Source organism: Teretinema zuelzerae (genome assembly GCF_021021555.1).
Taxonomy (GTDB): Bacteria; Spirochaetota; Spirochaetia; order Treponematales; family Treponemataceae; genus Teretinema; species Teretinema zuelzerae.
The window spans coordinates 669,241-693,702 of the sequence record NZ_JAINWA010000001.1 but is presented as its reverse complement, the minus strand read 5'-3'; the positions used below and the strand labels follow the sequence as shown (position 1 = coordinate 693,702).

Here is a 24,462-nt window from a genome sequence, read left to right as displayed (position 1 = left end):
CTGCCGGGTTCTTTCTTGTGAATAAGGCTGAGCGGATCTACACTCTTTTAATGAAACAATCTAAATACCCTCAAATCGCGTTTATGGCCGCGCTCGTTTCGACTGTAGCGCTCTTTACCTCCTGCCCGGGTTCTTCCGGCGGCGAGGATCCTGTAGTGCAATATTCTCTCTATCCTGTTCCGGTGAGCTATACTGACGAGTCGCCCGTCTATGGAGGCGGAGACAGGATAATCGGAAAAATAACCAGCGAAACAGAACCGACGAATGTGTACAATAACCGCAAGTTTGTTTCAGTTGAGGTGAAAGGATTGACCGGACAGAACGTCTTCCTCGTGAGGTCGAACATATCTGGTAGCGTCGTAGGCGCGATTCCTAGCGGCTCCTCGTATACGAATACCGGCGGAACGGTGTACTGGAATCCAAGCTCAGACGGCGCTAATTCGTTCCGGAGCGCGGCCTCTTCGGGATCAGAGCCCCCTCTTTACGCCGGCTTCGCCGAGCCTGTCTCCATGCCTGCAGCGGCGACTTCCGGCGGTTATACCCGGATCGATCCACCGCGATCTTTTTTAAAAGCGCCGAAAAGCACCGGCGCCCGCGCGGCCGACCCTTCCGTCGTTAGCGCCTTCGCAGCCGGACCTTTCACAGAAGACCAGGTAGGAACGGCAACCTGCGAAGTCAACGCATGGACTGGAAACGACGCTTCGACCATTACCGTCACCCTGTACGCCCGCGGCGAACACTGCTACGTCTGGATGCCAGCCGAACGTTTGACCGAAGTCGAGGACGAAAACGGGCAGGACAACATGCTGACACATGACCAGCTCTCCCTCCTCGCCGCGAAATTCGACGCGATCTACGACAAGGAAACCACGCTTTTCGGCCATGAAAACGGAGGAGGACTCGAAGCCGGAGAAGAAAACTACGGCGGCTGCGACGAAGATCCCCGCATCCACATAGTCGCCTTCGATATCGCCGGAGACTACGCTGAAGATCAATACAGCGGAGTCTACGGATACTTTGATTCAGGAGATCAAGATGCCGGGTATATTGACGGCAATCTCGCAGAGATGTTCTACGTCGACTCTCATTTTTTGGATGCGAGTCCGGGCGTCATGTATTCCACCCTTATCCACGAATTCCAGCACATGATTCACTATGCGCGCAAAGGCGTAAACTCCGAAACCTGGTATAACGAAATGCTCTCCATGGTCGCCGAGGACCTTATTCTTCCCATGATCGACGAGGCGGGCGACGACATTGATATAGAACGAGACGGCCCTGCGGCTGGACGGATTCCGTACTTCAATACCGGGTATAATTGGTCCGGCGTAACGGATTGGTATGACGGAGCGGATGAGAATGTCCTTATTTCCTATGCTTCGGCGTACAGCTTCGGCTCCTACATAGCCAGAAACTTTGCCGGGCCCGCCCTGATCAAGGCGATAATCGACAACGGCACTCAGGGAATAGAATCCGTGGGCGCCGCCCTCAAGGCGACGGCTCCCGACTCTTTCCCGGCAGCTCTTACAGATTCCGGGGCTTTTTCCCGGGCCTTCTCCGAGTACTGGCAGGTTCTGTTCTTCGATTCGAGCGACGCGTCCGCCGGCTTTCGTACCTTCGATGCAACGCCGCCTTCCCTGACGCTCGACTCGTACACCTACGCCCTTGCCGGTTTCGACCTTTGGAGTTTCGACAACTACAATGCCGATTATACGGATTCTCTTCCTGTTTTGCCGCAGGGCTACAAGGGTCCGACTATATACAGCATCGATTATTTTTACAGCCATAAGCCCTGGAGCTTTATGGCCTTTTCCCACGACGACTGGACCGAAGTCTCCGGAGATTTGACCATCACGGTCGATATCACCGAACTCGATCCGGCCTTCGAGCTTTACATCGCGGTAAAGTGATGAAAACAGCCCCCGGATACCGGGTCGCGCTTTTTTTCGCGTGTCTCCTTTGCGCCGCCCTCCCGGTTTTCGCTTTCGGGAACCGGGACGCCTTGGCCGGGAATCGAAAGGGGGAGGCGAGCGGGCGCTCCCTCGGCGGCCGGCAGACTGCTTTCGTGGAATCGATCGAGCTCTCGGGCGCGTTTCCCGAGCCGGACGAGCCGGGGGAGCGGATTTCCGCGCAGGGCCGAATTACGGTCCGGGGCAACGAACCCTTCAGTTATGTGTGTTTCCGTGCCGAAGATGATGAAAGGACATACGTTCTCTATCCGGAGAAATCGGCTCGATTTCTTCAGCAATATCAGGGCCTCCGGCTTGAACTTGAGCTTCTTGTTCCGCTGGATGCCCCTGAACCCGCGATTCGCGGCTTTGTTCCCGGATCGAAGAACGATATACCCTGCATCCCTCTCGTCTGGAAAGTCATCGAATGAAAACGGTCCGCTTCCTGTTTGCTCAACTCGTCTGTTTCGTCCTCTCCGCTTCAGGGGCTCTCTCCTCGCAGGAAGCCGCGGCCCCTTCCCATGCGCTTTCAGGCGTCTGGGAGAACAGCGGCCGCTTCGTTGAAATACAAGAGCCCGACAAACTCCGCATCGTGCTCAAGCCCTATTACGGCTTTGTCTACGAAGACTTCGGCTGGATTCCGTGCGGCATCGAGCCTTACTACCCGCCTGACCCAGGCGAAACCCAAGACTCCGGCGACAACTCAGGCCCGCCGGCTGCCGCTTCCGCTCGCATCTTCCGTCTTGGCCTCCAGCGCAAGGGGGCGCGCGGCGGAGACTCTATACCTGTAGCGGTTCTGGGAAACGGCCTGTATCTCGACTTTTTCCGCCCGCTGCCGGTTGAAATTTCGCCCCCGCTGGAAACCCCGGAAACCGGCGGCAACCCGTTCGCCGGCCTCGAGGGCTATTGGATACAACAGGGGAACGCTTCCGCGATACGGCTTCATCCGGAGGAGCCGAAAGACGATTTTTTCTGCTATCTTTTTCTTTCCGACCGCTACTGGCGCATCCGGTATTGGAAAACAGACGCCCGTTACCGCGACCGCCGGGCCGAATTTCCGGCGCTCTCCGGCTATACCGCCCGCGTCCCGAAGTTCCTGAAGGTAGGAGAGACGCTCTATACCTGCGTCACCGGCACAGGAACGGTTCTCAGAAACTACGAGACCGGCCGCCTACAGCTCGATTCCGGCGCCGACGCGTTCGGGGAGAGCTCCGCAACGGGCGGCCCCGCCGCCGCGGGCGATGCCGCTCAATTCGCCGTCCGTTTCATTCCCGACGCGGTAGTCTACGAAGGGACGGCGGACTTCGCCGCGAAGCCGGTGAAAATCGTTTTGTCTCCGGATGAATCTTTCTTCGCGCTCGGCGATCCCTGGCTTGTACGCGCGGATATCGCCGATCTGGACGCCGAAATAACGGCGCACAACGGAAAACGCCGGCCCCCGCGGAAGCCGGTTTTCGATTACATGGATTTGGTGTTTGAATGGGATGAAATAGAGCGGATCAGGAACAACGGACGGGTCCCGTAAAGGGATTCCCGCCGCTAATAAAACCTAGATATTGAATTTCTTCACGCTGCCTTTGTAATACTCGGCGCGGAGATTCTTCACCTGCTCGTCTACAAGATAATCCTCGAAGTTCATCATCCGGTCGATAACGCCTCCGGGAGTGATCTCCACGATGCGGTTTGCTACAGACGAGATGAACTCGTGGTCGTGGCTGTTGAAAAGCACCACGCCCGGGAAATCGATGAGGGCCTCGTTCAAGCTCGTTATGGCTTCAAGGTCGAGATGGTTCGTCGGCTCGTCCATGATCAGCACGTTGGCGCCGGAGAGCATGAGCTTCGACAGCATGCAGCGGACCTTCTCGCCTCCGGAAAGCACCTTTACCGGCTTCAGCGATTCGTCGCCGGAAAAGAGCATCCGCCCCAGAAAGCCGCGCACGTAGGCGTCGTCCTGTTCGGGCGAATACTGGCGCAGCCAATCGGTGATGTTCAGATCGTTCGCGAAATAGTTCGTGTTGTCTTTTCCGAGGTAGGTGAACTTCGCGGTCTGGCCCCAGTAGACCTCGCCTGATTCCGCCTTGGCCTCGTCTGCGATGATGTCGAAAAACGCGCTCTTGGAATTGTGTTCCATCCCGACGAAGGCGATCTTGTCGCCGCGGTTGACGGTGAGATCGAAGTTCTTCAAAAGCTGAATCCCTTCGTAGGAATAATTGAGCTTCTCCACGCGCACGACATTATTGCCCAGATCCCTGTCCGGTTTGAAATTGACGTAGGGGAATTTTCTCGTGGTAACCTCGATTTCCTCGAGGGCGAGCTTGTCGTAGACCTTTTTGCGGCTCGTCGCCTGCTTGCTCTTGGACGCGTTCGAGGCGAAGCGCAGGATGAACTCTTTCAGGTCCTTCATCTTGTCCTCGCGCTTCTTTTGCTGGTCGCGCGACTGGCGCTGCATGAGCTGGCTCATCTGGTACCAGAAATCGTAGTTTCCGGAATACATGCGGATCTTGCCGAAGTCGATATCGCAGATATGCGTGCACACCTGATTGAGGAAGTGCCGGTCGTGCGATACGACGATGACGGTGTTCGGAAAGTTGATCAGAAATTCTTCCAGCCAGGTGATGGACTCAAGGTCGAGACCGTTTGTAGGTTCGTCGAGCAGCAGGATGTCCGGCTCTCCGAAGATCGCCTGGGCGAGAAGCACGCGGACCTTCTGGCTTTCGTCCAACTCTATCATTTTTCGGTCGTGGTAGGCTTCCTCGAGCCCCAGTCCGGATAACATCTTTTCTATCTCGTTCTCGGCCTCCCAGCCGCCGATCTCGGCGAATTCGCCTTCAAGCTCGCTGGCGCGGATTCCGTCAGCTTCCGAAAAGTCTTCCTTTTCATAGATGGCTTCGCGTTCCTTGAGGACCGAGTACAGCTTGGGATATCCCATCATCACCGTGTCCTTCACGGTGTGTTCGTCGAAGGCGAAGTGGTCCTGCTTCAGGACGGCGAGCCGCTGGCCGGCGGGGATGATGATGTCCCCTTTGTCGTGTTCGAGCTCCCCCGAAAGAATCTTTAAGAACGTGGACTTTCCCGCGCCGTTCGCGCCGATGATTCCATAACAATTGCCCGGGGTGAATTTGAGGTTTACGTCCTTGAAAAGCGGACGATCGCTGAATGAAAGCGAAAGATCGGATACGGTTATCATGTGTTCAAGAATACCGGAAAACTCCCTCGTTTGCAACGGTAGGGCGGAGGTACAGGGGAGTCAGGAAGAATCAGGATCGAGGCAGGCAGCGCATGCCCGGCGGAATCTGTTCGTCCGGAGCCCCCGGCAAGGGTGTCCCTGCAGGGGCGCCGTCCGATCAGGCGGGCGGGAGAATCAGGTTCGGAAGCCTTTCAGCGCCTCGTCCATTCTGAGAATGGTGTCCGCTGTTCCGTCGGCGAGCTCGTTGAACCGTCTGGACGAGCGGTTGATGTTCTCGCTCGCGTCCTTCATCGCGCTCATGCTCCGGCCGATCGCCTGGGTGTTTTCTTTCAGCCGTCCGATTTCCCCCAGAACGGTTTCGTTTCCGGATGTCATTTCCTTCGAGCCGCTTTGAACCTGCTGGGTTATCGAGTTCATCGCGCGGAGCGCCTCGAGTATTTCCATTGAACCGTTGCGCTGTTCCGCCATGGCGTGTTCAAGTTCCTTCGCGAGGCCGCCGGTTTCCGTGATGAGGTTCACCACCTTTCCGTACGAGGCCTCCGAGCCCCTGGAAGCGGCTACCAGCTCCTCGATGGCTTTCTGAACGCTCGATATTTCCTGGCGGATATTCTTCGACTGTTTCGCGGAGGTTTCTGCGAGGCTGCGAATTTCGTCCGCTACTACCGAGAATCCCCGTCCCGCGTCTCCTGCGTGGGCGGCTTCGATCGCCGCATTCATCGCAAGCAGGTTCGTTTGAGCCGCTATTCCCGCGATCACCTGGTTCGCGTCGAAGAGGGCCTTCGACCGCTCGGCGATCTGCTTGATCCTGATGTCGGAAGATGCTTGCGCCTCTTTACCCGCCTCCGAGGCCGAAAGAAGCTCGCTGAAGCGGGCCGCCATTTTATTGGTGGATGCCGTAATGGAATTGATGTTTCCGACCATCTCCTCGATGGAGGCGGACGCTTCGGTTACGCTGGAGGCCTGCTCGTTGATGAGGTCTTCCAGCGACTCGATATTCCGCGCAATCTGCTCGACCGCGCCGGAGGACTCCTGGACGCTTCCCGCCTGATCGCGCATCCGGCCGCTGACTTCTTCGACGCTTTCTGAAATCCGCGCGATGGCCTCGGCGGAATCCTTCGCGCTCGAGTGGAGCTCGCTTCCCAGATCGGTAAGAGCCTTCTGCGCCTCTTTGAGTTCCACCACGCTGACGGAAAGACCCTGGCAGAACTCGTTCACTCGGCCCGCGATAAATCCCAGTTCGTCGATGGACGCGACATTGATCCTGCCTGCGAGGTTTTTTTCGCTCGCGGTGAGATCCTCGAGCTGCTTCATCAGGGATTTATAGATGAGGCTGTTTCCCTTGGTCCAGAGAAAAATAAGGGTTCCGACTATCAGGAGATAGGCTGTAAAGAACGCATAGAGCATCCCGTTGCCCTTGCCCGCGTTTTCAAGCGACATATAGCCCCGCAGGTTGATCTGAAGCTGTTGTATGGCGACCGCGCAAAAAATGGTCATTACCGCGATAAAAAAGGGTATTATGAAGTTTTTATTCCGTTGTCGCGGGTATTTCAGATTCACCGGATATTCGCGTAGTTTTCCTGAGAGGAGCGTTATGGAGATGTTGTTGTCTCCGATGACATAGATGAAGGAAGCGGCAAGCATGCTGACCGATATCAAGAGCATGATGAGGGGTACGAGGACATCAGTCCTCATTCCGAGGGTTGCACAGCTGAAACGCAGAGTTGAACTCCACACAGCGGAAATAAGGATGAAAACGAGGAGGGTCTTGAGGGGAACCCTTCCGAAATGATCCAGTTGTTTCCGGTATTCGTTCTGGTTGCCCTGAAGCGAAGGAAAGTCTGTGTCGAAAGTCGAAGCATTACGCCCCGAAGCGAAATTTACAATGATAAGGTAAACGATCGCCGAAAGCAGAACCGGCATCAAGTTGCCTTCATTCGGGGACACGACATTTTTTGTTAATCGTATAAATACGAGGGCCGCCAGCAGAAACGATATCGATGCTATCGCGATGAGCATGCGGTAAACGGCGGAATGACTTTTCATGATACCTCACTTTGCATGATATAGTGTAATATCTCTTGTACATTTTTACAGGTAAAAATAGTAAAAAATGGTGAAAAACTTCAATATCTCTTTACTCGCTCTTTGCGCCCTTTTCTTTCGAATCGAGAACGACTCTCATGAGTATACCCCTTTACAGTCCGTAATTTCAGGAGAATATGATGGCGGATCGGGATTTCGGGTTTTTAGGAGGGAATAAAAGAGCGGCAGAGATCCGATTCGGCCGCGAATAACGCGTCTCAGAAACTCGCGGTAAATCCAAGCGTATAGACTAACCCCTTATCGTCAAAACTCAGCGACGGCATGTCCATTGCCGCCATTCCCGTATTCATCGAGAATCCTTTTATAGGGGTAAAGGTCACGATGAGGGATGCTATTGTAGACTTCGGAAAGAATACTGCTCTATTCTCTGCGGTGTCTGCTTCTCCCGCTCCGATTCCTGCGGTTCGGGTAATTACGGTTTGGGCTGCAACAGACCAGAGTTCGTCGAAAGCGGTTTGGATCGACGCGTATCCGTAGAGGTGGGCGTTTTCGAAGTCGGAGAGACTCGCGGGAATATAGAGGGCTTCCAGCCGGAAGGAAAGACTTTCGACTGCCGGCGGCGAGAACATTCTGAACACGCCGCCCGAGATCCTTCCTGTCATGTTTTCAGGAGCCGGCGATGTTTCGAAAGGAGCAGAAAGGGAGGCCGAAGCGTACCAGTCCGCCCAGATCGTTCCGTCCGCTGAAAGGCTTGCGGTGTGGGCCGCGCTTACGGTTTCTGCTTCCCTGGCAAGATAGCTGGCTTCGATCGAGTGGAGGGCTCCGAGCTCCGGCGTGAAGAAAAGCCTCGCCCCTGCTCCCGCGTTTTCATAGGGAAGCGCCAAGAATTCTGCAAAGCTGAAATCCCCGAGGGGGAGGTACAAAGATGCGAGCCAGTCTGTAGCGGTGCGGTATTCTCCCGTTCCCGGCGAGATTGTCTCCGGCACTGCGCCGAATACCGGGTCTCCCGCGTTGTACAGAAATCCCCGCCCCCAGGACAGGGGCGCCTTGCCGGCGGTAAGCCTGAGCGACGAGTTCTCGGTTATCCAGGGAAAGCGGGTCTTGATCCACGCCTGTTCGAGCGCAAGCTGGTTTTCCACTGGTTTCGATCCGCTTGTATCTGCGAGCGAGAAGCTCACCCTGCCTTTTATCGCGTCGTTTTTCGCGGAATCAAGGCTGATCCGCGCGATTCCGGCAAAGTCCGCCGCTGAGCCGTCTGCGGCCGAAGGAATCGAGGCGTTCGCTTCGAGCCGCGCCGAGGGAACGATTTCCGCAGCAAGCGGCGAAAGCGCGGAAGCGAAAAGCCAGGCGGCGGCGAACGGAAGAAGACTCCTCACCATGACAGCTCCTCCCGGTTGAAGTAGCGCTCCGGTATGTCGATGTCGATCTCGGCCTTTTTAATCGTCATCACTGTGGAGGTGTTTTTTTTCAAAAGGTCGGTCATCGTGGTGGAGTAGGCGAGATAGCGGCCTCCGATGGGTCTGACGTCTGTCGCCGTCATCGAGCGGAGCGCCTTTCCCGCGGCGCTGTAGAGGATGGCTTTCCTCTGTACATAGCGCGTCTTGTCCACCCAGATTTCCTGAATTTGGTACGTTTCCTTTTTGCTTTTCGCTTTCAGCTTGAGCCTCCAGCAGTCTTCCCCGTCGACTGCTTCGCTGCCGAGCAATTCTCCGTCGAAACGGTCCATGAGGGTGCGGTCGTCGGTCAGGTCTTCGTAGGAAAAGTCGGAACCCATCAGAGAGTCCCTGAGCGCCGTGCCTTTAAGCCAGATCACCTCGTCCGCTTCCGGATAGAAGAGGTAGATGTTAGACGCTTGCCTGAGCACTTTCTGGCCGCGGTCAGGTCCGCTCGTGATTTCGATGAGTGCGTCGCCGCCTTTTCGCGACCATGAGGTAAAGTCGTTGTCGGTGACGCCGAAGCGGTTCGAGACCGCAAGCGAGGCTTCTATTTTGCCGGCGTTCCAACTCTGGTTGCTCTCGAGCTTTCCGAGGATGGCGGCGCTCGACGGTTCTCCTCCGCTTTGGGCCGAAACCGCGGCGGCGCCGGCGAGAACGGCGGCCAGAGAGAGAAGGCGAAAAATCGCGCGGGCCGGTGTGATTCGTTTCATGTGCTGTGTCTCCTTATTGAACTCGAAGGGCTTCCGCAGGTTCGACGCGGGTGGCCATCCGCGCCGGCATTACGCAGGCTATGAGGGTCACGACGATGCCGAGAACGACGACGAGAGCCGCGCTTCCCGCGCTGATCGACGGATAAATGATTTCGGAGGCGCTTAATCCGTCGATCGAACCGCCTCCCATTTTCTGGAAGTCGACGCCCACCGTGCCGAGGGCCGCGAGCCCCGCGAGTCCCGCGGCTCCTCCGGAGAGGGTTCCGATAACCGCGATCCACAACGATTCCGCGAGAAAGAGGGCAAGTATGCGGATTTTCTCCATGCCGAGGGCGGCGAGTGTGCCGATCTCCTTGCGCCGCTCGAGAACCGACATCATCGTCGTATTGATGATCACCGTGCCCGCAAGGAAGTAGAAAATCGCTCCGATGAAGAAATACATCACCGAGGCGAGTTTGAAAAAGCTGAAGGTGCTGCTGACGGCGTACCACGGACGCAGGTCGTAGTCTTTTTCGAAATCGGCTCCCGCGGCAGCCGTTAGCGTCCGCGAGACGTCTTTCGCCGCGTCTTCCATATTGATGGTCGGTCCGTTTTTAAGGAAAACTTGAATCTGCAGAGCGTCGCGGCCCATCCTGAGAAAATCGCCCGCGCGTTCGATATCGAGGAAGATCGCCCGGTTTCGGTACGAGGCGTCAGCCACCGAAAGCACACCGGAGACTGTGAAGGTTCGTCCGTTCGTTCCGCTCGATGCCGTTTTCGTAAGCAGTGTTACGCGGTCTCCCGGCTTGATTCCCGTTTCCCGCGCGAAGCCGGTCGCTATCAGAATCTCATTCTTCCCGGGAGCCGGAAGCGTCCCGGCTTCCACCAGGGAATTGCGGCCGTTCACGAGCTTCGAGCGGTTCATGTCCACGCCGACCGCTCGAGAGGGTATCTGTTTGCCGTCCCGGTACAGCGAGACCCCGAACTCGGTTCTCGCCGTGGCGAACTCCACCAGCGGGTTCGACTCCGCGGCGGCGATCAGTTCCTCTGTGTTTTCTATGTAGAACTGCAGCGGCGAAACCCGATCGTTTTCCACGTATTCGCGCCGCATTATCCGGATATCTCCGGTTACGTTCGCGGTAAGGTTGTTCGTCATATCGCCGATGAATCCTTCCTCGAATCCGATGACGAACATGACGATGAAGGAGCTGACCGCGATTGCGGTCGCCGATAGAATCGTTCGTCCTCGGTTGCGCCAGAGATTCTTCCAGGCTGTCTTCATTATTTTCATAGCGTATCCTTTCGCTTTCGCATCTTAAGATCTCAGTATCTCGGCGACTTCGGCCTTGAGTATCCGTCCCGAGGGAAACCACGCGACTGCCGACGATATGACGAGAGCCCCGACGATAGCGGACAGCATTCCCTGAGGATGCCAGGCCGAACGCATGACTCCGGTGAGCCGGTAGCCGGCGTCCATTTCGCGCATCATAAAGCTGAAGTCTATTCCGTACTCGACCATGAGCGCGACGATGACGCTGCCGAAAAGAGTTCCCGCGGCGGTTCCGATCAAACCGATCGCGAAGCCTTCCACCAGAAAGAGCCATCGTATGCTGCCGTTGCCGTAGCCGAGCGAACGAAGCATGCCGATTTCGTTTTTTCTCTCCATGACGGCCATCAGCATCGTATTCGATATTCCGACCGCCGCGATGACGAACATGAAAAAGAGGTAGGCCTTGGAGCCGCCGCTTTTCGTCTTGGTGAGCAGGACCGCGTCCGATTCGATTTCATCCCATCCGTATATTTCCGGAGCTTGAGATCCGCCGTTCATGCTTCGGGCGACGGCTGACGAAAGCGCTTTTCGATGATTTTCCTTTTTGCCTTCCGGAGGAAAGGCGATCGCGTATTCGGTTACGGCTCCTTCTAGGGCCAAGAGTTCGTCCGCGCGAGAGAGGTCCATGTAGATCGCGCTTCTGTTTACGTAGGGATTGTCGGTGAGGGCGATGCCGACGATTTCAGCGTCGAAGGTTTGATAAAATCCGCCGCGGCCCTTGAGCTCTACGCTGACCATGTACCCGACGTCAGCGCCGATGTCTTCGGCAAGCCAGCCGCCGATCACGATTCCTTCGTCTCCCTTCTTCAGCCAACGGCCTTTTTCGATCATCCGCGGAGTGCGGAAAACCGTCTCCTCTCGCTCAGGATCGACCGCGTGGAATTTCACCTCGGCGGAGCCGGCTACCGGAAAAAATTCTTCCGTAAAGTACAGCTCTGCCCCTCCGACAACCCGCGGCGCCCACCTTGAAACCGGGCGCGCCGTAGAAAGTCCCGCCGTACCGTCGTCCGCTGATCCGTTCGCTTGTCGTTCGGCGGCGAAAATCGCTTCGATCCGCTGTCTATCTCCGGGTTCGATGAAAAACTCGAACGGAAGAAACTGCCGCTCCTCGAAGTATCCGGGCGCGAACGCCTTGACGTCGCCTGTTTCGTATTCCCTGATATTCCGCGCGGATTCGCGCTCGGCGCCGTAGAGCATCGCGTCCACCATAATGGAGAACAGCACTCCCAGCGCGATCGCTATCGCGGTTATCAGGCTTCGCCTGCGGTATCTCCACACGTTCCTGAACGCCATTTTAGCCATCGTCATTTCGTCACCTCTTTTCGATTCCGGTGATTTCTCCGTCGTGGAGTTTTACAAGAACGCGAGCTTGTTCCATCACCATAGGGTCGTGAGTGGAAAAAATGAAGGTGGTGTCGTGCTGCTCGTTAAGTTCGCGCATCAATGCGAGTATTTCCCTTCCCGTCTTGCTGTCGAGATTAGCGGTCGGCTCGTCGGCCAGAATGACCGGAGGCTCCTTGACGAGGGCTCGGGCGATCGATACCCGCTGCTGCTGGCCGCCGGAAAGCTGAGAAGGTTTTCTGTCTTCCATCCCTGAAAGGCCGACTTCCGCCAGTATTTTCGACGTGCGTTCGGCGATCTCCTTTTCGCCGATTCCCTTGACCAGCTGCAGCGCGAGCGCTACGTTTTCGCGGGCAGTAAGCACCGGAATGAGATTGTAGCTTTGAAAGATGAAGCCGATTTTGCGCTGCCGCACGAGGTTGCGCTTATTCTGGTCGAGTCCCGAGATTGTTTCGCCGTCGAGCGAGATGATCCCTTCCGTCACCGAATCGATGCAGCCGATCAGATTGAGCAGCGTGGTCTTTCCCGATCCCGACGGCCCTGCGAGGGCGAGAAATTCTCCTGTTTCCACCTTCAGGCTCACCTTCTTGAGAGCGCGGACTTCCTGCGCGCCCACTATGTAGTTTTTTGAAACTGACGAAACGTCGATCATGTAATCCTCCGGATTCAGCGGTCTTACGGCTTTACGCCGGCTTTTAGTCCAGCCAGCAGGGCTTCCATTTCTTCCAGGTATTGAATGAGTGCTTCGCGCCCTTCCTCGGTTATCGATACTTCAGTCCGCGGTTTGTTCTCTACGAACGATTTCTCGGTCGCGACGTAGCCGCTTTCCTCAAGCGTTTTAATTTGTATGCTGAGATTTCCCGCCGTCATTTCCAGCGCTTCGCGGATCGCCGGGAACGCCGTCTTTCCTCCTGCCGAAGAGAGGTGCACGAGAATCTTGAGCCTGCTCTGTTCGTGCACGATCCGGTTCATAGAGCCTTCTTTCTGGTTGCCGCAGCGATGCTTCCGGCGAATGAGAGCATGAGAATAACCATCCATGCGGCGAGCCAGAAGAAGTGATGCGATTTCATGAACAGCAGAGCCGCGAGGCCGAAGGCGGCGGAAAAGCCGGCTGTTATGAAATACGCCGGCGTAAGGAATACGATCGCGAAAAGAGCGATGATAAAGGCGTAGTACAGCGAAATGAACGGCAGCAGTATCCAGAGATCGTTCAGTCTCGATCCGATTACGGCGCCCGTCACGATAACCGCGAACATTCCGGCATACATCACCGAGAACAGGGCAGTAAACTCCGAGTCCCTGAACAGATCCCGGTAGGTGAATGATGCGTTCCGGCGAGCGATATTGCGGCTGATGATGCGCGTTTTATACACGCCCGAGAGTCCAATAAACAGAATCAGAATTCCTGCGAGGACGATTTTTATTTCTCCCGGAATTGCATTGAAGGAGCCGAATCTGACGGCCATCAAGCCGATTGCCGAAAAAAAGAAGCCGGAAAAAACAGCGGCGGCGATGCTGAACCAGATGAATTTCCGGTCCATCAGAATGGACGTCATGAAGCGCATGTGTCCCTTGACGCTTTTTTTGAGTTCCGCGATATCGTCCAGAGCCTGTTGTATTTCCTGTTCCGTCATGACTATCCTCCGTTATTGCTGAATAAAGTGTAATGCATAGAAAAGCATTTTGTATAAACAGGTTTATTATATAAACCTGTTTATACATAAGTTAGTGCGTGAAGGATGTTTTGTCAAGGGAATGCGTCTATGAAGATAATAAAAAGCCCCGGCGATCGACCGATCTCCGGGGCTCTCTCGTTGCGCCGTGTGAGGGCCGCCGATAAATGTTTATTTTTTTCCAAACAGTTTTTTGATCAGGGAGGCTATGCCGCCTTTTTTGGCGGGAGCCGCAGCTGATGCGGGATTTTGCTTTGCGATAGCGGGGCGGCCTGTATTGCCGGCCTTCGGACGGCCTTGATAGCCTCCGGTTTTCGCAGGCGCATTCCTGTTCCTCTGATCCTGAGCCGGAGATTTCCCCTGCGCTCCCGGCCTACCGCCCTGGCCGCGGCCGTCGGATTGCTTTCCTGCGCCGGGTTTTCGGTCTGTGCCCGAAGCGTTCCGGTTTCTATTTCTGTTTTGATTGTTCCTGTTTCCGGCTTTCGCGGATTTTTCGCTCCGCTCGTGTTCGGCAGCCCTGGCCGCTTCCTCCGAACCGTACTTGGACTTGTAATAGGCCATCCGTTCGTCGAAGCTGAGCTTCGAAAGATCCCGTTCAGCCTGTTCCTCTTTCTTTTCCCGTCCCTGATATCCGGCGCCCTGATAGCCGCCGATGCCGGGCTGGCTGCTCTGTCTGCGCGGGTCCGGGGAACTGTCGCCTTGGCCTCTTCGGTTGTCCCGAGAATCGCTCGGGCGGTCTCTTCGCTGATCCGATCCAGCAGGCCGGCTTCTGCCGTCCCTGCTTCCTTCTCTCGAAGGACCGCGGCTTCCGCCCCTGTCGTCTCGTCCGCGGCCGCCCGGGCGTCCGCTTCTGTCGCTTTTTCCGCCGCTCCGACCGCCGCGGCGATCGTCGCCGTCGTCGTAATCGGAATCGTAGCGATCGGTTCGGATGTACACGCCGGCGCTCTTGTCTTCTACATAGTCGTCCTCGCCGGGAACGCAGCTGGGAATCTTCGATTCGCAGTATTTTTCGATAGCCGGGAGGTTGTAGACGTCCTGTTCGGAGCAGAAGGAATAGGCCTTGCCGGTTTTACCCGCACGCGCCGTTCTGCCGATGCGGTGAACGTAATTTTCGGCTTCGTTCGGAAGATCGTAGTTGATGACCATTGCCAGGGAATCGACGTCGATTCCCCGCGCGGCGACGTCGGTCGCGACCAGCATCCGGAGTGATCCCGACTTGAAGGAATCGATGACCTGCAGCCGTTTTGACTGGGGGAGGTCTCCGATTAGGAACTCGCTTTCGAATCCGTTGATTTTAAGGCGTTTGGAAACGATCTCGCTCATGCGCTTCGTATTGCAGAAAACGATGAGGCTTTCCGGATTTTCTTTTTTTATCAGCCCCAGGAGGAGCTTCATTTTTTCATTGCTGGATACATGGAACAAGAGCTGGTCGATCTCGTCCACGGTGACGTTTTCGGCCTCGATGGTGATTTCCTTGGCCTCGATCGTATACTCCCACGCGAGGTTTTTCACCCAGTTGTTGAGCGTCGCGCTGAAAAGCATGGTTTGTCTTTCTTCGGATTTCGGAAGCACTCTGATGAGCGTTCGCAGATCCGGGTAGAAGCCCATGTCGAACATGCGGTCGGCTTCATCGATGACCAGAAAGGCCACCTGCGACAGATCCATCGTTCCGGATTCCTGCAGATCGATGACGCGGCCCGGGGTTCCGATGATGATGTCGACTCCTCGCTTCAGCAGTTCCTGCTGTCCGCCGTAGCCGACTCCGCCGTAAAAGCTGGCGGATTTGAGTTTCATTCCCGAGCCCAGAATGCGGGCTTCTTCTTCGACTTGTACTGCGAGTTCGCGGGTGGGCACCATGACGAGAGCTTTTTTGCCGGAGAGGGCGGGATCACTTGAGAGCCGCTGAAGGATTGTCACCAGATATGCGGCTGTTTTTCCGGTCCCTGTCTGGGACTGGACGTAAAGGTCGGCCCCTTCGAGGCCGTTAAGAAGCACCTGTTCCTGAACAGGCATGCAGGAAACGTATCCTGCTTCGGCGAGGCCTTCCTGGAGGCCCGCATCAAGCGTAAAATCGGTAAATTTCATTTGTTTTTACTATAGCACAAAAAAAAACGCGTGGATAGCTTGACTTTCCGCGTGTCCAGCTACCGCCTTAGTGTCCAGCGGCCGCCCGCGAACCTGCGCCCCCGCGAACCTACGCGCCCGCGAACTGCGCCGCCGCCCGCGAACTGCGCCCCCGCCCGCGAACTGCGCGCCCGCCCGCGAACTGCGCGCCCGCGAACTGCGCCGCCGCCAGCGAACTGCGCCCCCGCCAGCGAACTGCGCCCCCGCCCGCGAACTGCGCCCCCGCCCGCGAACTGCGCCCCCGCCCGCGAACTGCGCCGCCGCCCGCGAACCTGCGACCCCGCGAACTGCGCCGCCGCCCGCGAACTGCGCCGCCGCCCGCGAGCTGCTCGCCAGCGAACTGCGCCCCCGCCCGCGAACCTGCTCGCCAGCGAACTGCGCCACCCGCGAGCTGCTCGCCAGCGAACTGCGCCCCCTGGCAAGCCGCTCCGCTCGTGAGGTACTCCCCCGGCGAACCTCCGCCGCCCGACTTCAGCGAACGAGCTACCCCTTGACCGCTCCTGCCGTCAGGCCGCGGATGAACTGCCTGCTCATCGTCAGATAGAGCAGTATGACCGGAATCGCCGAAAGGGTGAGAACCGCCAGGATCTTCGACCAGTCGGTCTGATATTGGCCGAACAGACGGGTTACTCCCAAAAGGAGGGTCTTCGATTTTTCATCGGAGATGAAGATGAGGGGGAACCACAGGTCGTTCCAGAACGGCACGAGGTTGTAGATTCCCACCGTCGCGAGAGCCGGCTTGATTATCGGCATGATGATCTGCGCGTAAATCCTGAACCTGCTCGCCCCGTCCATCACGGACGCTTCAGTCAATTCCTTCGGGATGTCGCTGATGAACTGGGTGAGCACGAAAATGGCGATCGGCAGTCCCATCGCGATATAAATCGGATACAGGCCCATTATCGAGTTGAGCAATCCGAGCGCCTTGATCATCTCGAGCAGCTTGATGCTTCCGATCTTGATCGGCATCATCATGCCGGCTATGAAAAACAGATACACGAATCGCGTCTGCCTGTTTTTCCAGTTGACGATGGCGTATGAGCACAGCGATCCGAACAACAGGACCAGGAGTATCGAACCGACGGTTACGGCCAGACTGTTCTTGAAATAGACGAGAAAATTTCCGTCCTGAAACACCGAGCCATAGCTGCCGAAATTCCATTTCTTCGGCAGTCCGAAGGGGTCGAGATAAATGTCGAGCTTGAACTTGAACGAGTTTATCACCATCGTCCAGATAGGGAAGAGGACGAGGAGTCCCCACAGGCTGAGGACGATATGTGAAGCTATATGGCGGTTTTGCATTTTCAGGGACGGAGTTATGGCAGTTTTCGTACGCATGGATCGCTCCTCTATGATTGAATGAATCGCGCATTCCGCGCGGTCCAGGGATGCTCAGTTTTCTGTTTTAGTCAGCCTGAGAATGCCCACCACGCCGATCATCAGCATGATGAAGGTGCTCGTCGCGATCGCCGCTCCGAGGCCGGGGTCGGGAATTCCGACTGGATGCTGGCCGGCGATGCCGACCCGGTAAAACAGGGTGCCGATGAGATCGGTCGAATATTGCGGGGCTCCGTTCGCGTTTTCCATGGCGAATACGACGTCGAAGGCGTTGAAGTTGTTCACGAAGGTGAGCACCGCGACCATGCCGATCACCGGTTTAATGAGGGGAAGCCTGATGGCGGCGATTTTCTGGATTTTAGAAGCCCCGTCTATTTCAGCGGCTTCGATCAGTTCTTCGGAAATATTCTGCAGTCCCGCGAAGAACATCATGGTGGGAATTCCAACCCACTGCCATGAGGAAACCAGGGCGACCGCGGTGAGCGCGTATCGGGCGTCGCCGAGCCAGGGCTTTACAAGATCTTCCAAGCCCAGTTTTCCCAGAATCAGGGCGACTGCTCCCCATTGCGGATTCAAAATAAGCTTCCACAGATAACCGGTGACCAGAATCGCGAGCGTCACCGGAATGAAGATGACCGTCTGGTAGAACCTCGATCCCTTCATGTTTCGTTCGGTCAGCATCAGGGCGAATATCAGCGCCAGAAAATTCTGGCAGATCATGTTTATAAAAAAGAAATACCAGGTGTTACCGAAAGCGCCCCAAAACCGTTCAGAGGTATCGGGATCCAAAAAAAGCCTGAGGTAATTGTCGAAACCGACGAAGCTGCGTTCCCCGCTTCCTCCTGTATACAGGCTCATGCGGATCGAATCCAGCAGCGGCAGCGCCATGAAGATGGTATAGAATAACAGAGCCGGGATCAGATAGAGGTACCAGCTGTATTGCGTAAGGGCGTTCTTCTTCATTCGGAATCTCCTTGATGCGGAGCCGGCCGGCTCCTGAACAGATCCGGCCGGCGGCATTCCTGTCGTCAGTTCGGTTTATACCACTTTGCAAGGCCTGCTGCGAATTCGTCCGCAACCGCCTGCGCGGAAGCCTGCCCCTTCATAACCTTGATGACGCCCTGATTCATCAGAACGTATCCGGACGGATTTCCGCTCATGAGGCGCGGCCAGGTGAAACGGACGTCCTGATCCTTGCCTCTGATGAGCGAATACAGCTCGGCGCTGTGCGGGTCCTCGATCTTGATGTCTGCGTTGATCATAGGATAGAAGCCGTTGGGCAGATATTTCGCCGCGATAGTCGTTCCGGCCGGCGTGCACAGCCATTCAAGGAATGCTTTCGCTTCCGCGGGGTATTTGGACTTCGAGTTCATCGTGATTCCCGCGTCCGCATGGAAGCAGATCGCGCTCTTCATGCCGGCGGGAGCGGGGAAGGCGAAGTTGCCCCATTTAAAGGGCGCGTCCTTGAAGGAATCAAGGGACCAGGAACCGTCTGCGTACATAGCGGCCTGTCCGGTCGCGAACAGGGCGATCGAGTCGTTATAGGTAAGCGCTTCGAATCCCTTGGGGCAGTATTTCGCGACGTCCGCCATCGCCTGGAAGGCTTTTACGATTCCGGCGTCGTTGAAGGGCTTCTTTCCCTTTTCATAGGCGAGCCGTCCCTGGTATCCTCCAACAAAATTCGGGAGAATTCCCATCATAAAGCATTCGTTTATGTCCCATTCGTCGGCAAGCCCGTTCGCCAGCGGCGTTACTCCCGCCTTCTGCAGCGTTTCGCAAGCCTTGAGGAAGTCTTCCCAGGTAGCGGGAGCCTTCAGTCCGTGCTTCGCGAATATATCCTTGTTGTAGTAGATGCTCTGCACAACGGCGAACAGGGGGACCGCGAACGATTTTCCGTCCGGGGTAACCCAGGGAGCGCGGGTGCCTTCGGTGAAATTTTCCTGAAGCCCTTTTACTCCGCTCACGTCGGCGAAAAAGCCGTTGTTAAAGAGGTCGACTCCGGTGTCGTAGGATCGGGCGAACATCAGGTCGGGGCCGGTTCCGCTTTCAAGCTGCAGGCGCAGCGTCGCGTTGTAGTCCGGAGGGTTCGTCGGCTTAAATTGAATCTCGACTCCGGCGAGCTTTTTGTATTCGCCGAGCAAAGCGTTCCATCCTGCAACGTCGTCCGCGCGCCAGGATCCCATCGTCAATACCGGACCTGCGGATTTTCCCGCGTCCTTCGAACCTCCGGCGGCGAGCGGCGCCGCGGCGATGCAGACTGCCAATGCGGCCAGAAAAGCGATTTTCTTTCCCATTCCTATCTCCTTCTTTCGGGCATGAACCCGTGTGTAGCTTCAGTATGGGAGCGCCCGGCGCGGCGGTCAAATGACAAATGTACGCGGTTTTGTACTTAGAGCGTCATATTCAGGCGGGAATAGTCAGTCCAGATAGAAGGGCGGGATGTCCTTGGTTTTCAATATCGCTTCTTTTCGGCAGGTGACGGAAAGTTTATCGTAGATGGTGCTCACATAATTCCGGATCGTCTGTTCGCCTACGTGGATTTCGGCCGCTATCTCTTTATTGGAAAGACCCCGGAGTATCAGCTTGATGATTCCCCTCTCCCGCTGCGTCAATTCGTAATACCAGTCGGGGAGGCTGTGCTGGCCGCTCTCGTGCGGATTTCTCTCCTTGAGCTGCTGGATCAGAGAGGAGGCGATGTTCGGATCTATCAGAATAGAACCGGAAACGACAGCCCTGACGGCGGTAACAAGCATATGGGGCGCGATGTTTTTTAAAAGGTATCCCTTCGCACCCTGGGCCAGGGCTTCGGTAACGTAATCGTCGTCTTCAAAGGTGGTGAGCATGATCACCGAAACGCCGGGATGCTTTTTCATCGCTGTGCGCACCGCGGCGACTCCGTCCATCACCGGCATATACACGTCCATCAGCACTACGTCCACGGCTTCCGTTTCCAGAAAGGAGAGGGCTTCCTCGCCGTTTTGCGCCGTTCCGACTATTTCGAAATCCGGCGCGAGCGTCGTCAGGACGAGTTTCAGGCTTTCCAAAAAGAGATATTGATCGTCGACGAGCAGAATGCGCGTCTTTTGCATCGTTTCGCTCATGGAGCGCCCTCTTCGTTTATCATCCGACCTGTACCCTCCCGGAGCAGCGGAATCGCCGCGACTACGGTGTAGCCGTCTTTTTCGTGCTTCATGGAGAGCCTTCCTCCTATCGCCTCGATCCGTTCGCGCATGCCCTGTATACCGATTCCTTCGGAATGAACCTCTTCAGTTTTCTTCTGTCCGTTGTCCCTGATCTGCGCGATCAGCTCGTCTCCCTGAAACCAGAACGATATGCCGATCCGAGTCGCCTTGCCGTGCTTGAATGAATTGGTCATGCATTCCTGGAGCATTCGGTAGATCGCTTCCTCGGCCTCGGCCGTCAGTTTTCCCGGAAACGAGATGAACTCCATTGTAACCCGTATTCCGGTCACCTTGCTGAAATTTCCGGCAAGATACCGGAACAGGTCGCTGCCGTGCAAGGCTTTTTTTCTGGTCGAACGGAGTTTTCTCATGGCCGTCCGCACTTCCTCAAGGCTGTCGTTGATATGAGCCTGCGCTTTTTGAAGGAGTTCGGTGATTTTTTCCTGGTTTTCAGAGTATAAAGCCGCCTGGACCAGCATCAAAAGGTTCGTCATCGAATATCCGACAATGTCGTGAATTTCCCTGGCGATGCGGTGGCGCTCCTCGTCTTTTGAAGTTTCTTCTATATAAGTAGCGTAGGTTTGCCATGCGTTGTTCGTGGACGCGAGATGCACGACCGCTTCTTCAAGACGCGCGATTTCCGCCTTCAATCTGTTTCTTTCTTTCAGAGAACGGACGAACACCGCTCCGATCAATCCCGCACCGGCCGCGCTGAGCACGAGGATGTAAAATACTTCCGCTGATCCGGGAGAAAGAAGCTCGTTCCATGCCGACCGCTGCGCCGAGCCGGCGTATATCAGGACAAGGGCGGGAATGCTTAACACCGGTATGAAGGCCGGCGAATCCATGCAGCATGTTTCAAGGGTGTATGCGAGGAGGAAAAAAATGAACGGTGAAATTCCGGGCTCGACCGCCCGTGTTACGAAAAAGATGCAGAACAGCTTGACAGGATAGACGGCGAAGCGGATCTCGCGGCTTTCGCTGTATAAAATGAAACTCGACAGCGCGAAGACGACGCAGACGGCTATCAGCTGCTCGAACGCCTTATCCGGCAAACCCTCCGCGCGGAGGGCGCGGAGAGACAGAGCCGCCGCGGCGGAGAAAAAAACCGTAGCGGCGGCAATCGGAGTTGCGAAGGAGCTGCGGGACGCTCCCGACGGGGAAGCGCGTAACGCGTTGATGCGAATATCCTTACCAGGATTCCTGTTTGACGATCCAGTCGCCATAGCCTGCTTTTTTCAATCGGGCTTTGACATCGTCGAGCTGGGCGTTCTGAACGCCCGCAAGCACGACCCTCGTCATTTCGCCGAACTTCTCGAACGCGGGATCGAAGCCGGCTTCGCGGAGGCGCACCACCAGGCGGGTCGCGTTTTCCTCGCGGGAAAAAGACCCCAGCTGAATGCGCCAGGTGACAGAGCCTGAAGCTGCCTTCGGGGCGGCCTCAGCCGGCGTAGAAAGCTTCTCGCGGGATTCCTTGCTCAGCGGTTCGGGATCGGCTGATTTTGGTTCAACAGCCTTCTGTTCAACAGCCGCAACCGCGGATTCAGCGCCTATTTTTCGAATCGACGCCCTGCCCAACCCCGACTCTATGATGCCCAGCTGCTCGGCCGCCGCCTTGGAAACGTCGAGCTCGCGGTCGTCCACGAAGGGCCCGCGATCGTTCACCCGCACTACCGCTTTTTTTCCGTTATCCAGGTTGACAACCTCCAGCATAGTGCCGAAGGGAAGCGTTTTGTGAGCCGCCGTCATCGCATTCATATCGAAAATTTCCCCGCTGGAAGTCGGCCTGCCGTGAAAATCGGCTCCGTACCAGGAAATCGAAGCGTCGAGCTTGATAATCTCGCTTTGCGCATGCGCGGCGAAGGCCGCCAGAAGAAGCGAAAACGCCAGACAACCGTATTTTTTGTTCATGTACAATAATCCTCCCGTATACGGTTACTATCGGAAAAAAAAGGAACGACCTTGAATATCCGATTCCGCTGGAAGAGAAACCTTTTCTTTCAAAGAAAAAGTTTCCCTTCCCGCACCCATCCCTTCCAAAAGAAAATCCGGGGCACCTTGACACCTGCCCCCTAACTCCGTATCTTAACCCTTGAAACGCTATGATTTTTCATGTCGCGAGTTTTGTCCGGAAGGACGAAACTCGAAGAGAAAACTGATATAACCTCTCCGAGGTTATATCAGTTTTCTCGGGGGTGCACCGGTTTCGACTGTGGAGGTTGTTGCTTGGGTTGCAGGTGAGGCCGCCTGTCCTCTGAACGGGCAAAACTTATAACTGCCGAAACTAACGACAGTTACGCTCTCGCCGCGTAAGCAGCAGAGCGCGGAAACCGGATGATGCTGCTCCGAAGCATCCGGACCTTCCGACGCCAACCGGAGCTTGCTTTCCGCCGGGCCTGAACAGCGGGAGGGACTTTAACCAGGATACGGAGCCGACGCTTGCGGTGCTGCCACCGGATCCCGACAATCAACTCGCATCGCTAAACCTGTAGACGCCCCTGCATCTCTCTTCAGGACGGGGGTTCGACTCCCCCCATCTCCAAAAAACGAAAACCGCCCCGCAAGGGCGGTTTTTGTTTTGATAAGGGAGACGGGGCGAGTCGATCGCGAAAGGGCGCCGACCTGCGGGAGGAAAAGCGCGCCGGACGCGCGCGCCAGCCCTTGAGCGCGGGCTGGAATGAGCCGACAGGACGTCGGCGAATGAAAGCCGACTCCCCCCCCATCTCCAAAAACGAAAACCGCCCCGCAAGGGCGGTTTTCGTTTTGATAAGGGAGACGGGGGCGAGTCGATCGCGAAAGGGCGCCGACCCGCGGGAGGAAAAGCGCGCCGGACGCGCGCGCCAGCCCTTGAGCGCGGGCTGGAATGAGCCGACAGGACGTCGGCGAATGAAAGCCGACTCCCCCCATCTCCAAAAAACGAAAACCGCCCCGCAAGGGCGGTTTTTGTTTTAATAAGGGAGACGGGGGCGAGTCGATCGCGAAAGGGCGCCGACCCGCTGACGCGATAATGTGATAGACTGTTACGGGTATGCGCCGTTTATATCGTTTTATTCTTCTGTGTACCATGCTGACTCAGCTGTGCTTGGTTTCTGCCTACGGTGACCAGATTACGCCTTTTTCATGGGCTCCCTGGATCTCTGGAAGCAATGCCATCCTTTCCCAGGGAGCGTATTTTTCCGATCCTTCCGGAATTGAAGGCTTGCTTTTGGTCGGCTCGTCGCCTCAGCGCCGCGAGCAAACCTGGGGAACTGCGATTGTCGGATTCGAAGCAGGCCCGATAAAAACGATCGTCGGCTGCGCCTTCGCGCCGCCTTTGCTTTCAGCCTTTTCCGTTGAAATTCCCCCTGCGCCTTTCGCTTCTTTTTATTTTCCCTTCTCGCTGGGTAATCAGGAAATAGGACTCGGATTTTCAGCTCTTTTCATTCCCCGGATTTCAGGAACTCTGGAAGGACAGGATTTTCAGATTCAAAGCCTTCCTCTGTCTTCGGTTTCAGTCGGCACTGAATTCGGCGTGTTTTCCGCATCTCTTGTTTCGGCCTACGCGAATGCTTCGGCTTCGATTGAACGCGTTTCTGTCGGATCAGCGGATGCGTTATTCATCGGGGGAGCGGCGGGGACGAGGCAGGCTGGACTGTTCGGAGGCTGGCTGCAGGGGACCATGGATTTTTCTGCCGTGGCAGGGCTGTTCGGATACACCGTTTTTTCCGCACAGGGTTCTGCTGATATGGGGATTCCGCTTGCCGGCGCGTATTGGAACGTTCAACGGAAAGGACGGCGTTTCTCTATTTCCTGCGCCGGGGCCGCCGGAGCCGCGATCGCAGGAACCTTCGATTTCGTTTTTCAGACAATAGAGTCGTCGCGTGTTTCTACCTGGAGCCATCCCGATTCCACCGGGACGGACTGTTTCGCGCTGTTATATGCGTCTGCGTCCTTCACGCCGTCTTCCCGTCTTTCGATCACGCCCTTCCGCCTGATCGGCAGGTTTCCCTCGACTTTATTTTCAGTCGTTGAGGAATCCTCCCAAAATCCCTCCGGCGGCGATTCGCAGTCTATCGATGATATCTTCGGCGACCTGGACCCGGCGACTCTGCTGTTCGCCGGAACCGGACTTTCTGTATCATTTTCTTGGTGATTTTGATGTAAACGCTATGTAAACGGCATGGACTTGGT

Annotated in this window: 20 protein-coding genes and 1 other RNA gene; 5 read left to right on the top strand and 16 right to left on the bottom strand. The window is 56.2% G+C overall.

Annotated features, from left to right (window positions below; genetic code table 11):
- Positions 1-50: 50 nt before the first annotated feature.
- The 3 genes from K7J14_RS03150 to K7J14_RS03140 are packed head-to-tail and all read left to right on the top strand — an operon-like array spanning position 51 to position 3,474.
- Positions 51-1,910, top strand: coding sequence for a M30 family metallopeptidase (locus K7J14_RS03150; RefSeq protein ID WP_230753012.1), 1,860 nt, complete (start codon positions 51-53; stop codon positions 1,908-1,910).
- Positions 1,910-2,380, top strand: coding sequence for a hypothetical protein (locus K7J14_RS03145; RefSeq protein ID WP_230753009.1), 471 nt, complete (start codon positions 1,910-1,912; stop codon positions 2,378-2,380). The genes K7J14_RS03150 and K7J14_RS03145 overlap by 1 nt, the downstream gene beginning before the upstream one ends.
- Positions 2,377-3,474, top strand: a complete 1,098-nt coding sequence (locus tag K7J14_RS03140) for a hypothetical protein (RefSeq protein WP_230753007.1) — start codon at positions 2,377-2,379, stop codon at positions 3,472-3,474. Before K7J14_RS03145 ends, K7J14_RS03140 begins: the two co-directional genes overlap by 4 nt.
- A gap of 24 nt (positions 3,475-3,498) precedes the next feature.
- Here the strand turns inward: K7J14_RS03140 and K7J14_RS03135 are convergent, their stop codons facing one another.
- The 16 genes from K7J14_RS03135 to K7J14_RS03060 all read right to left on the bottom strand — a co-directional run bounded on the left by K7J14_RS03135 (position 3,499) and on the right by K7J14_RS03060 (position 22,203).
- The gene (locus tag K7J14_RS03135) at positions 3,499-5,136 is read right to left on the bottom strand and encodes an ABC-F family ATP-binding cassette domain-containing protein (protein ID WP_230753004.1); all 1,638 of its coding nucleotides are present in this window, start codon (positions 5,134-5,136) and stop codon (positions 3,499-3,501) included.
- Positions 5,137-5,310: 174 nt separating this feature from the next.
- A complete protein-coding gene (locus K7J14_RS03130; protein ID WP_230753000.1) occupies positions 5,311-7,179 on the bottom strand; it encodes a methyl-accepting chemotaxis protein in 1,869 nt (622 codons plus the stop codon).
- Between the two features lie 257 nt (positions 7,180-7,436).
- Positions 7,437-8,558: a hypothetical protein gene (locus tag K7J14_RS03125; protein WP_230752997.1), complete on the bottom strand. Its 1,122-nt coding sequence runs from the start codon at positions 8,556-8,558 to the stop codon at positions 7,437-7,439.
- Complete coding sequence (locus tag K7J14_RS03120) at positions 8,552-9,325, bottom strand: outer membrane lipoprotein-sorting protein (RefSeq protein WP_230752995.1); 774 nt, start codon at positions 9,323-9,325, stop codon at positions 8,552-8,554. The genes K7J14_RS03125 and K7J14_RS03120 overlap by 7 nt, the downstream gene beginning before the upstream one ends.
- A 13-nt stretch (positions 9,326-9,338) precedes the next feature.
- Positions 9,339-10,595, bottom strand: a complete 1,257-nt coding sequence (locus K7J14_RS03115; protein WP_230752994.1) for an ABC transporter permease — start codon at positions 10,593-10,595, stop codon at positions 9,339-9,341.
- A 24-nt stretch (positions 10,596-10,619) separates the two neighbouring features.
- Entirely contained in the window at positions 10,620-11,942 is a 1,323-nt protein-coding gene (locus K7J14_RS03110) for an ABC transporter permease (RefSeq protein WP_230752992.1), read from the bottom strand.
- Positions 11,943-11,946: 4 nt separating this feature from the next.
- On the bottom strand, positions 11,947-12,627 hold the full coding sequence (locus K7J14_RS03105; RefSeq protein WP_230752989.1) for an ABC transporter ATP-binding protein: 681 nt from the start codon (positions 12,625-12,627) through the stop codon (positions 11,947-11,949).
- Between the two features lie 23 nt (positions 12,628-12,650).
- The gene (locus K7J14_RS03100; protein ID WP_230752987.1) at positions 12,651-12,947 is read right to left on the bottom strand and encodes a winged helix-turn-helix domain-containing protein; all 297 of its coding nucleotides are present in this window, start codon (positions 12,945-12,947) and stop codon (positions 12,651-12,653) included.
- Positions 12,944-13,609, bottom strand: coding sequence for a hypothetical protein (locus K7J14_RS03095; protein WP_230752986.1), 666 nt, complete (start codon positions 13,607-13,609; stop codon positions 12,944-12,946). Before K7J14_RS03095 ends, K7J14_RS03100 begins: the two co-directional genes overlap by 4 nt.
- A gap of 210 nt (positions 13,610-13,819) precedes the next feature.
- Positions 13,820-15,733 carry a DEAD/DEAH box helicase gene (locus tag K7J14_RS03090; protein WP_230752984.1) on the bottom strand — a complete coding sequence of 638 codons (1,914 nt, stop codon included), beginning with the start codon at positions 15,731-15,733 and terminating at the stop codon, positions 13,820-13,822.
- Between the two features lie 522 nt (positions 15,734-16,255).
- Positions 16,256-17,110: a carbohydrate ABC transporter permease gene (locus tag K7J14_RS03085; protein WP_230752983.1), complete on the bottom strand. Its 855-nt coding sequence runs from the start codon at positions 17,108-17,110 to the stop codon at positions 16,256-16,258.
- Between the two features lie 54 nt (positions 17,111-17,164).
- A complete protein-coding gene (locus K7J14_RS03080; protein WP_230752981.1) occupies positions 17,165-18,073 on the bottom strand; it encodes a carbohydrate ABC transporter permease in 909 nt (302 codons plus the stop codon).
- A 65-nt stretch (positions 18,074-18,138) separates the two neighbouring features.
- Positions 18,139-19,404: an ABC transporter substrate-binding protein gene (locus tag K7J14_RS03075; RefSeq protein WP_230752978.1), complete on the bottom strand. Its 1,266-nt coding sequence runs from the start codon at positions 19,402-19,404 to the stop codon at positions 18,139-18,141.
- Positions 19,405-19,527: 123 nt separating this feature from the next.
- Positions 19,528-20,211: a response regulator transcription factor gene (locus K7J14_RS03070; RefSeq protein ID WP_230752975.1), complete on the bottom strand. Its 684-nt coding sequence runs from the start codon at positions 20,209-20,211 to the stop codon at positions 19,528-19,530.
- A complete protein-coding gene (locus K7J14_RS03065) occupies positions 20,208-21,518 on the bottom strand; it encodes a sensor histidine kinase (RefSeq protein ID WP_230752972.1) in 1,311 nt (436 codons plus the stop codon). Before K7J14_RS03065 ends, K7J14_RS03070 begins: the two co-directional genes overlap by 4 nt.
- Positions 21,484-22,203, bottom strand: a complete 720-nt coding sequence (locus tag K7J14_RS03060) for a septal ring lytic transglycosylase RlpA family protein (protein WP_230752968.1) — start codon at positions 22,201-22,203, stop codon at positions 21,484-21,486. The genes K7J14_RS03065 and K7J14_RS03060 overlap by 35 nt, the downstream gene beginning before the upstream one ends.
- 280 nt (positions 22,204-22,483) lie before the next feature.
- On the opposite strand from K7J14_RS03060, the gene ssrA reads away from it, so the two are divergent.
- Positions 22,484-22,837: a transfer-messenger RNA gene (gene ssrA / locus K7J14_RS03055) on the top strand.
- Between the two features lie 483 nt (positions 22,838-23,320).
- A complete protein-coding gene (locus K7J14_RS03050; RefSeq protein ID WP_230752965.1) occupies positions 23,321-24,424 on the top strand; it encodes a hypothetical protein in 1,104 nt (367 codons plus the stop codon).
- Positions 24,425-24,462: the final 38 nt, after the last annotated feature.

Coding starts and splice junctions, on each gene's coding strand:
- K7J14_RS03150 (WP_230753012.1), top strand. CDS start 51: ATGAAACAATCTAAATACCCTCAAATCGCGTTTATGGCCGCGCTCGTT.
- K7J14_RS03145 (WP_230753009.1), top strand. CDS start 1,910: ATGAAAACAGCCCCCGGATACCGGGTCGCGCTTTTTTTCGCGTGTCTC.
- K7J14_RS03140 (WP_230753007.1), top strand. CDS start 2,377: ATGAAAACGGTCCGCTTCCTGTTTGCTCAACTCGTCTGTTTCGTCCTC.
- K7J14_RS03135 (WP_230753004.1), bottom strand. CDS start 5,136: ATGATAACCGTATCCGATCTTTCGCTTTCATTCAGCGATCGTCCGCTT.
- K7J14_RS03130 (WP_230753000.1), bottom strand. CDS start 7,179: ATGAAAAGTCATTCCGCCGTTTACCGCATGCTCATCGCGATAGCATCG.
- K7J14_RS03125 (WP_230752997.1), bottom strand. CDS start 8,558: ATGGTGAGGAGTCTTCTTCCGTTCGCCGCCGCCTGGCTTTTCGCTTCC.
- K7J14_RS03120 (WP_230752995.1), bottom strand. CDS start 9,325: ATGAAACGAATCACACCGGCCCGCGCGATTTTTCGCCTTCTCTCTCTG.
- K7J14_RS03115 (WP_230752994.1), bottom strand. CDS start 10,595: ATGAAAATAATGAAGACAGCCTGGAAGAATCTCTGGCGCAACCGAGGA.
- K7J14_RS03110 (WP_230752992.1), bottom strand. CDS start 11,942: ATGACGATGGCTAAAATGGCGTTCAGGAACGTGTGGAGATACCGCAGG.
- K7J14_RS03105 (WP_230752989.1), bottom strand. CDS start 12,627: ATGATCGACGTTTCGTCAGTTTCAAAAAACTACATAGTGGGCGCGCAG.
- K7J14_RS03100 (WP_230752987.1), bottom strand. CDS start 12,947: ATGAACCGGATCGTGCACGAACAGAGCAGGCTCAAGATTCTCGTGCAC.
- K7J14_RS03095 (WP_230752986.1), bottom strand. CDS start 13,609: ATGACGGAACAGGAAATACAACAGGCTCTGGACGATATCGCGGAACTC.
- K7J14_RS03090 (WP_230752984.1), bottom strand. CDS start 15,733: ATGAAATTTACCGATTTTACGCTTGATGCGGGCCTCCAGGAAGGCCTC.
- K7J14_RS03085 (WP_230752983.1), bottom strand. CDS start 17,110: ATGCGTACGAAAACTGCCATAACTCCGTCCCTGAAAATGCAAAACCGC.
- K7J14_RS03080 (WP_230752981.1), bottom strand. CDS start 18,073: ATGAAGAAGAACGCCCTTACGCAATACAGCTGGTACCTCTATCTGATC.
- K7J14_RS03075 (WP_230752978.1), bottom strand. CDS start 19,404: ATGGGAAAGAAAATCGCTTTTCTGGCCGCATTGGCAGTCTGCATCGCC.
- K7J14_RS03070 (WP_230752975.1), bottom strand. CDS start 20,211: ATGAGCGAAACGATGCAAAAGACGCGCATTCTGCTCGTCGACGATCAA.
- K7J14_RS03065 (WP_230752972.1), bottom strand. CDS start 21,518: ATGGCGACTGGATCGTCAAACAGGAATCCTGGTAAGGATATTCGCATC.
- K7J14_RS03060 (WP_230752968.1), bottom strand. CDS start 22,203: ATGAACAAAAAATACGGTTGTCTGGCGTTTTCGCTTCTTCTGGCGGCC.
- K7J14_RS03050 (WP_230752965.1), top strand. CDS start 23,321: ATGCGCCGTTTATATCGTTTTATTCTTCTGTGTACCATGCTGACTCAG.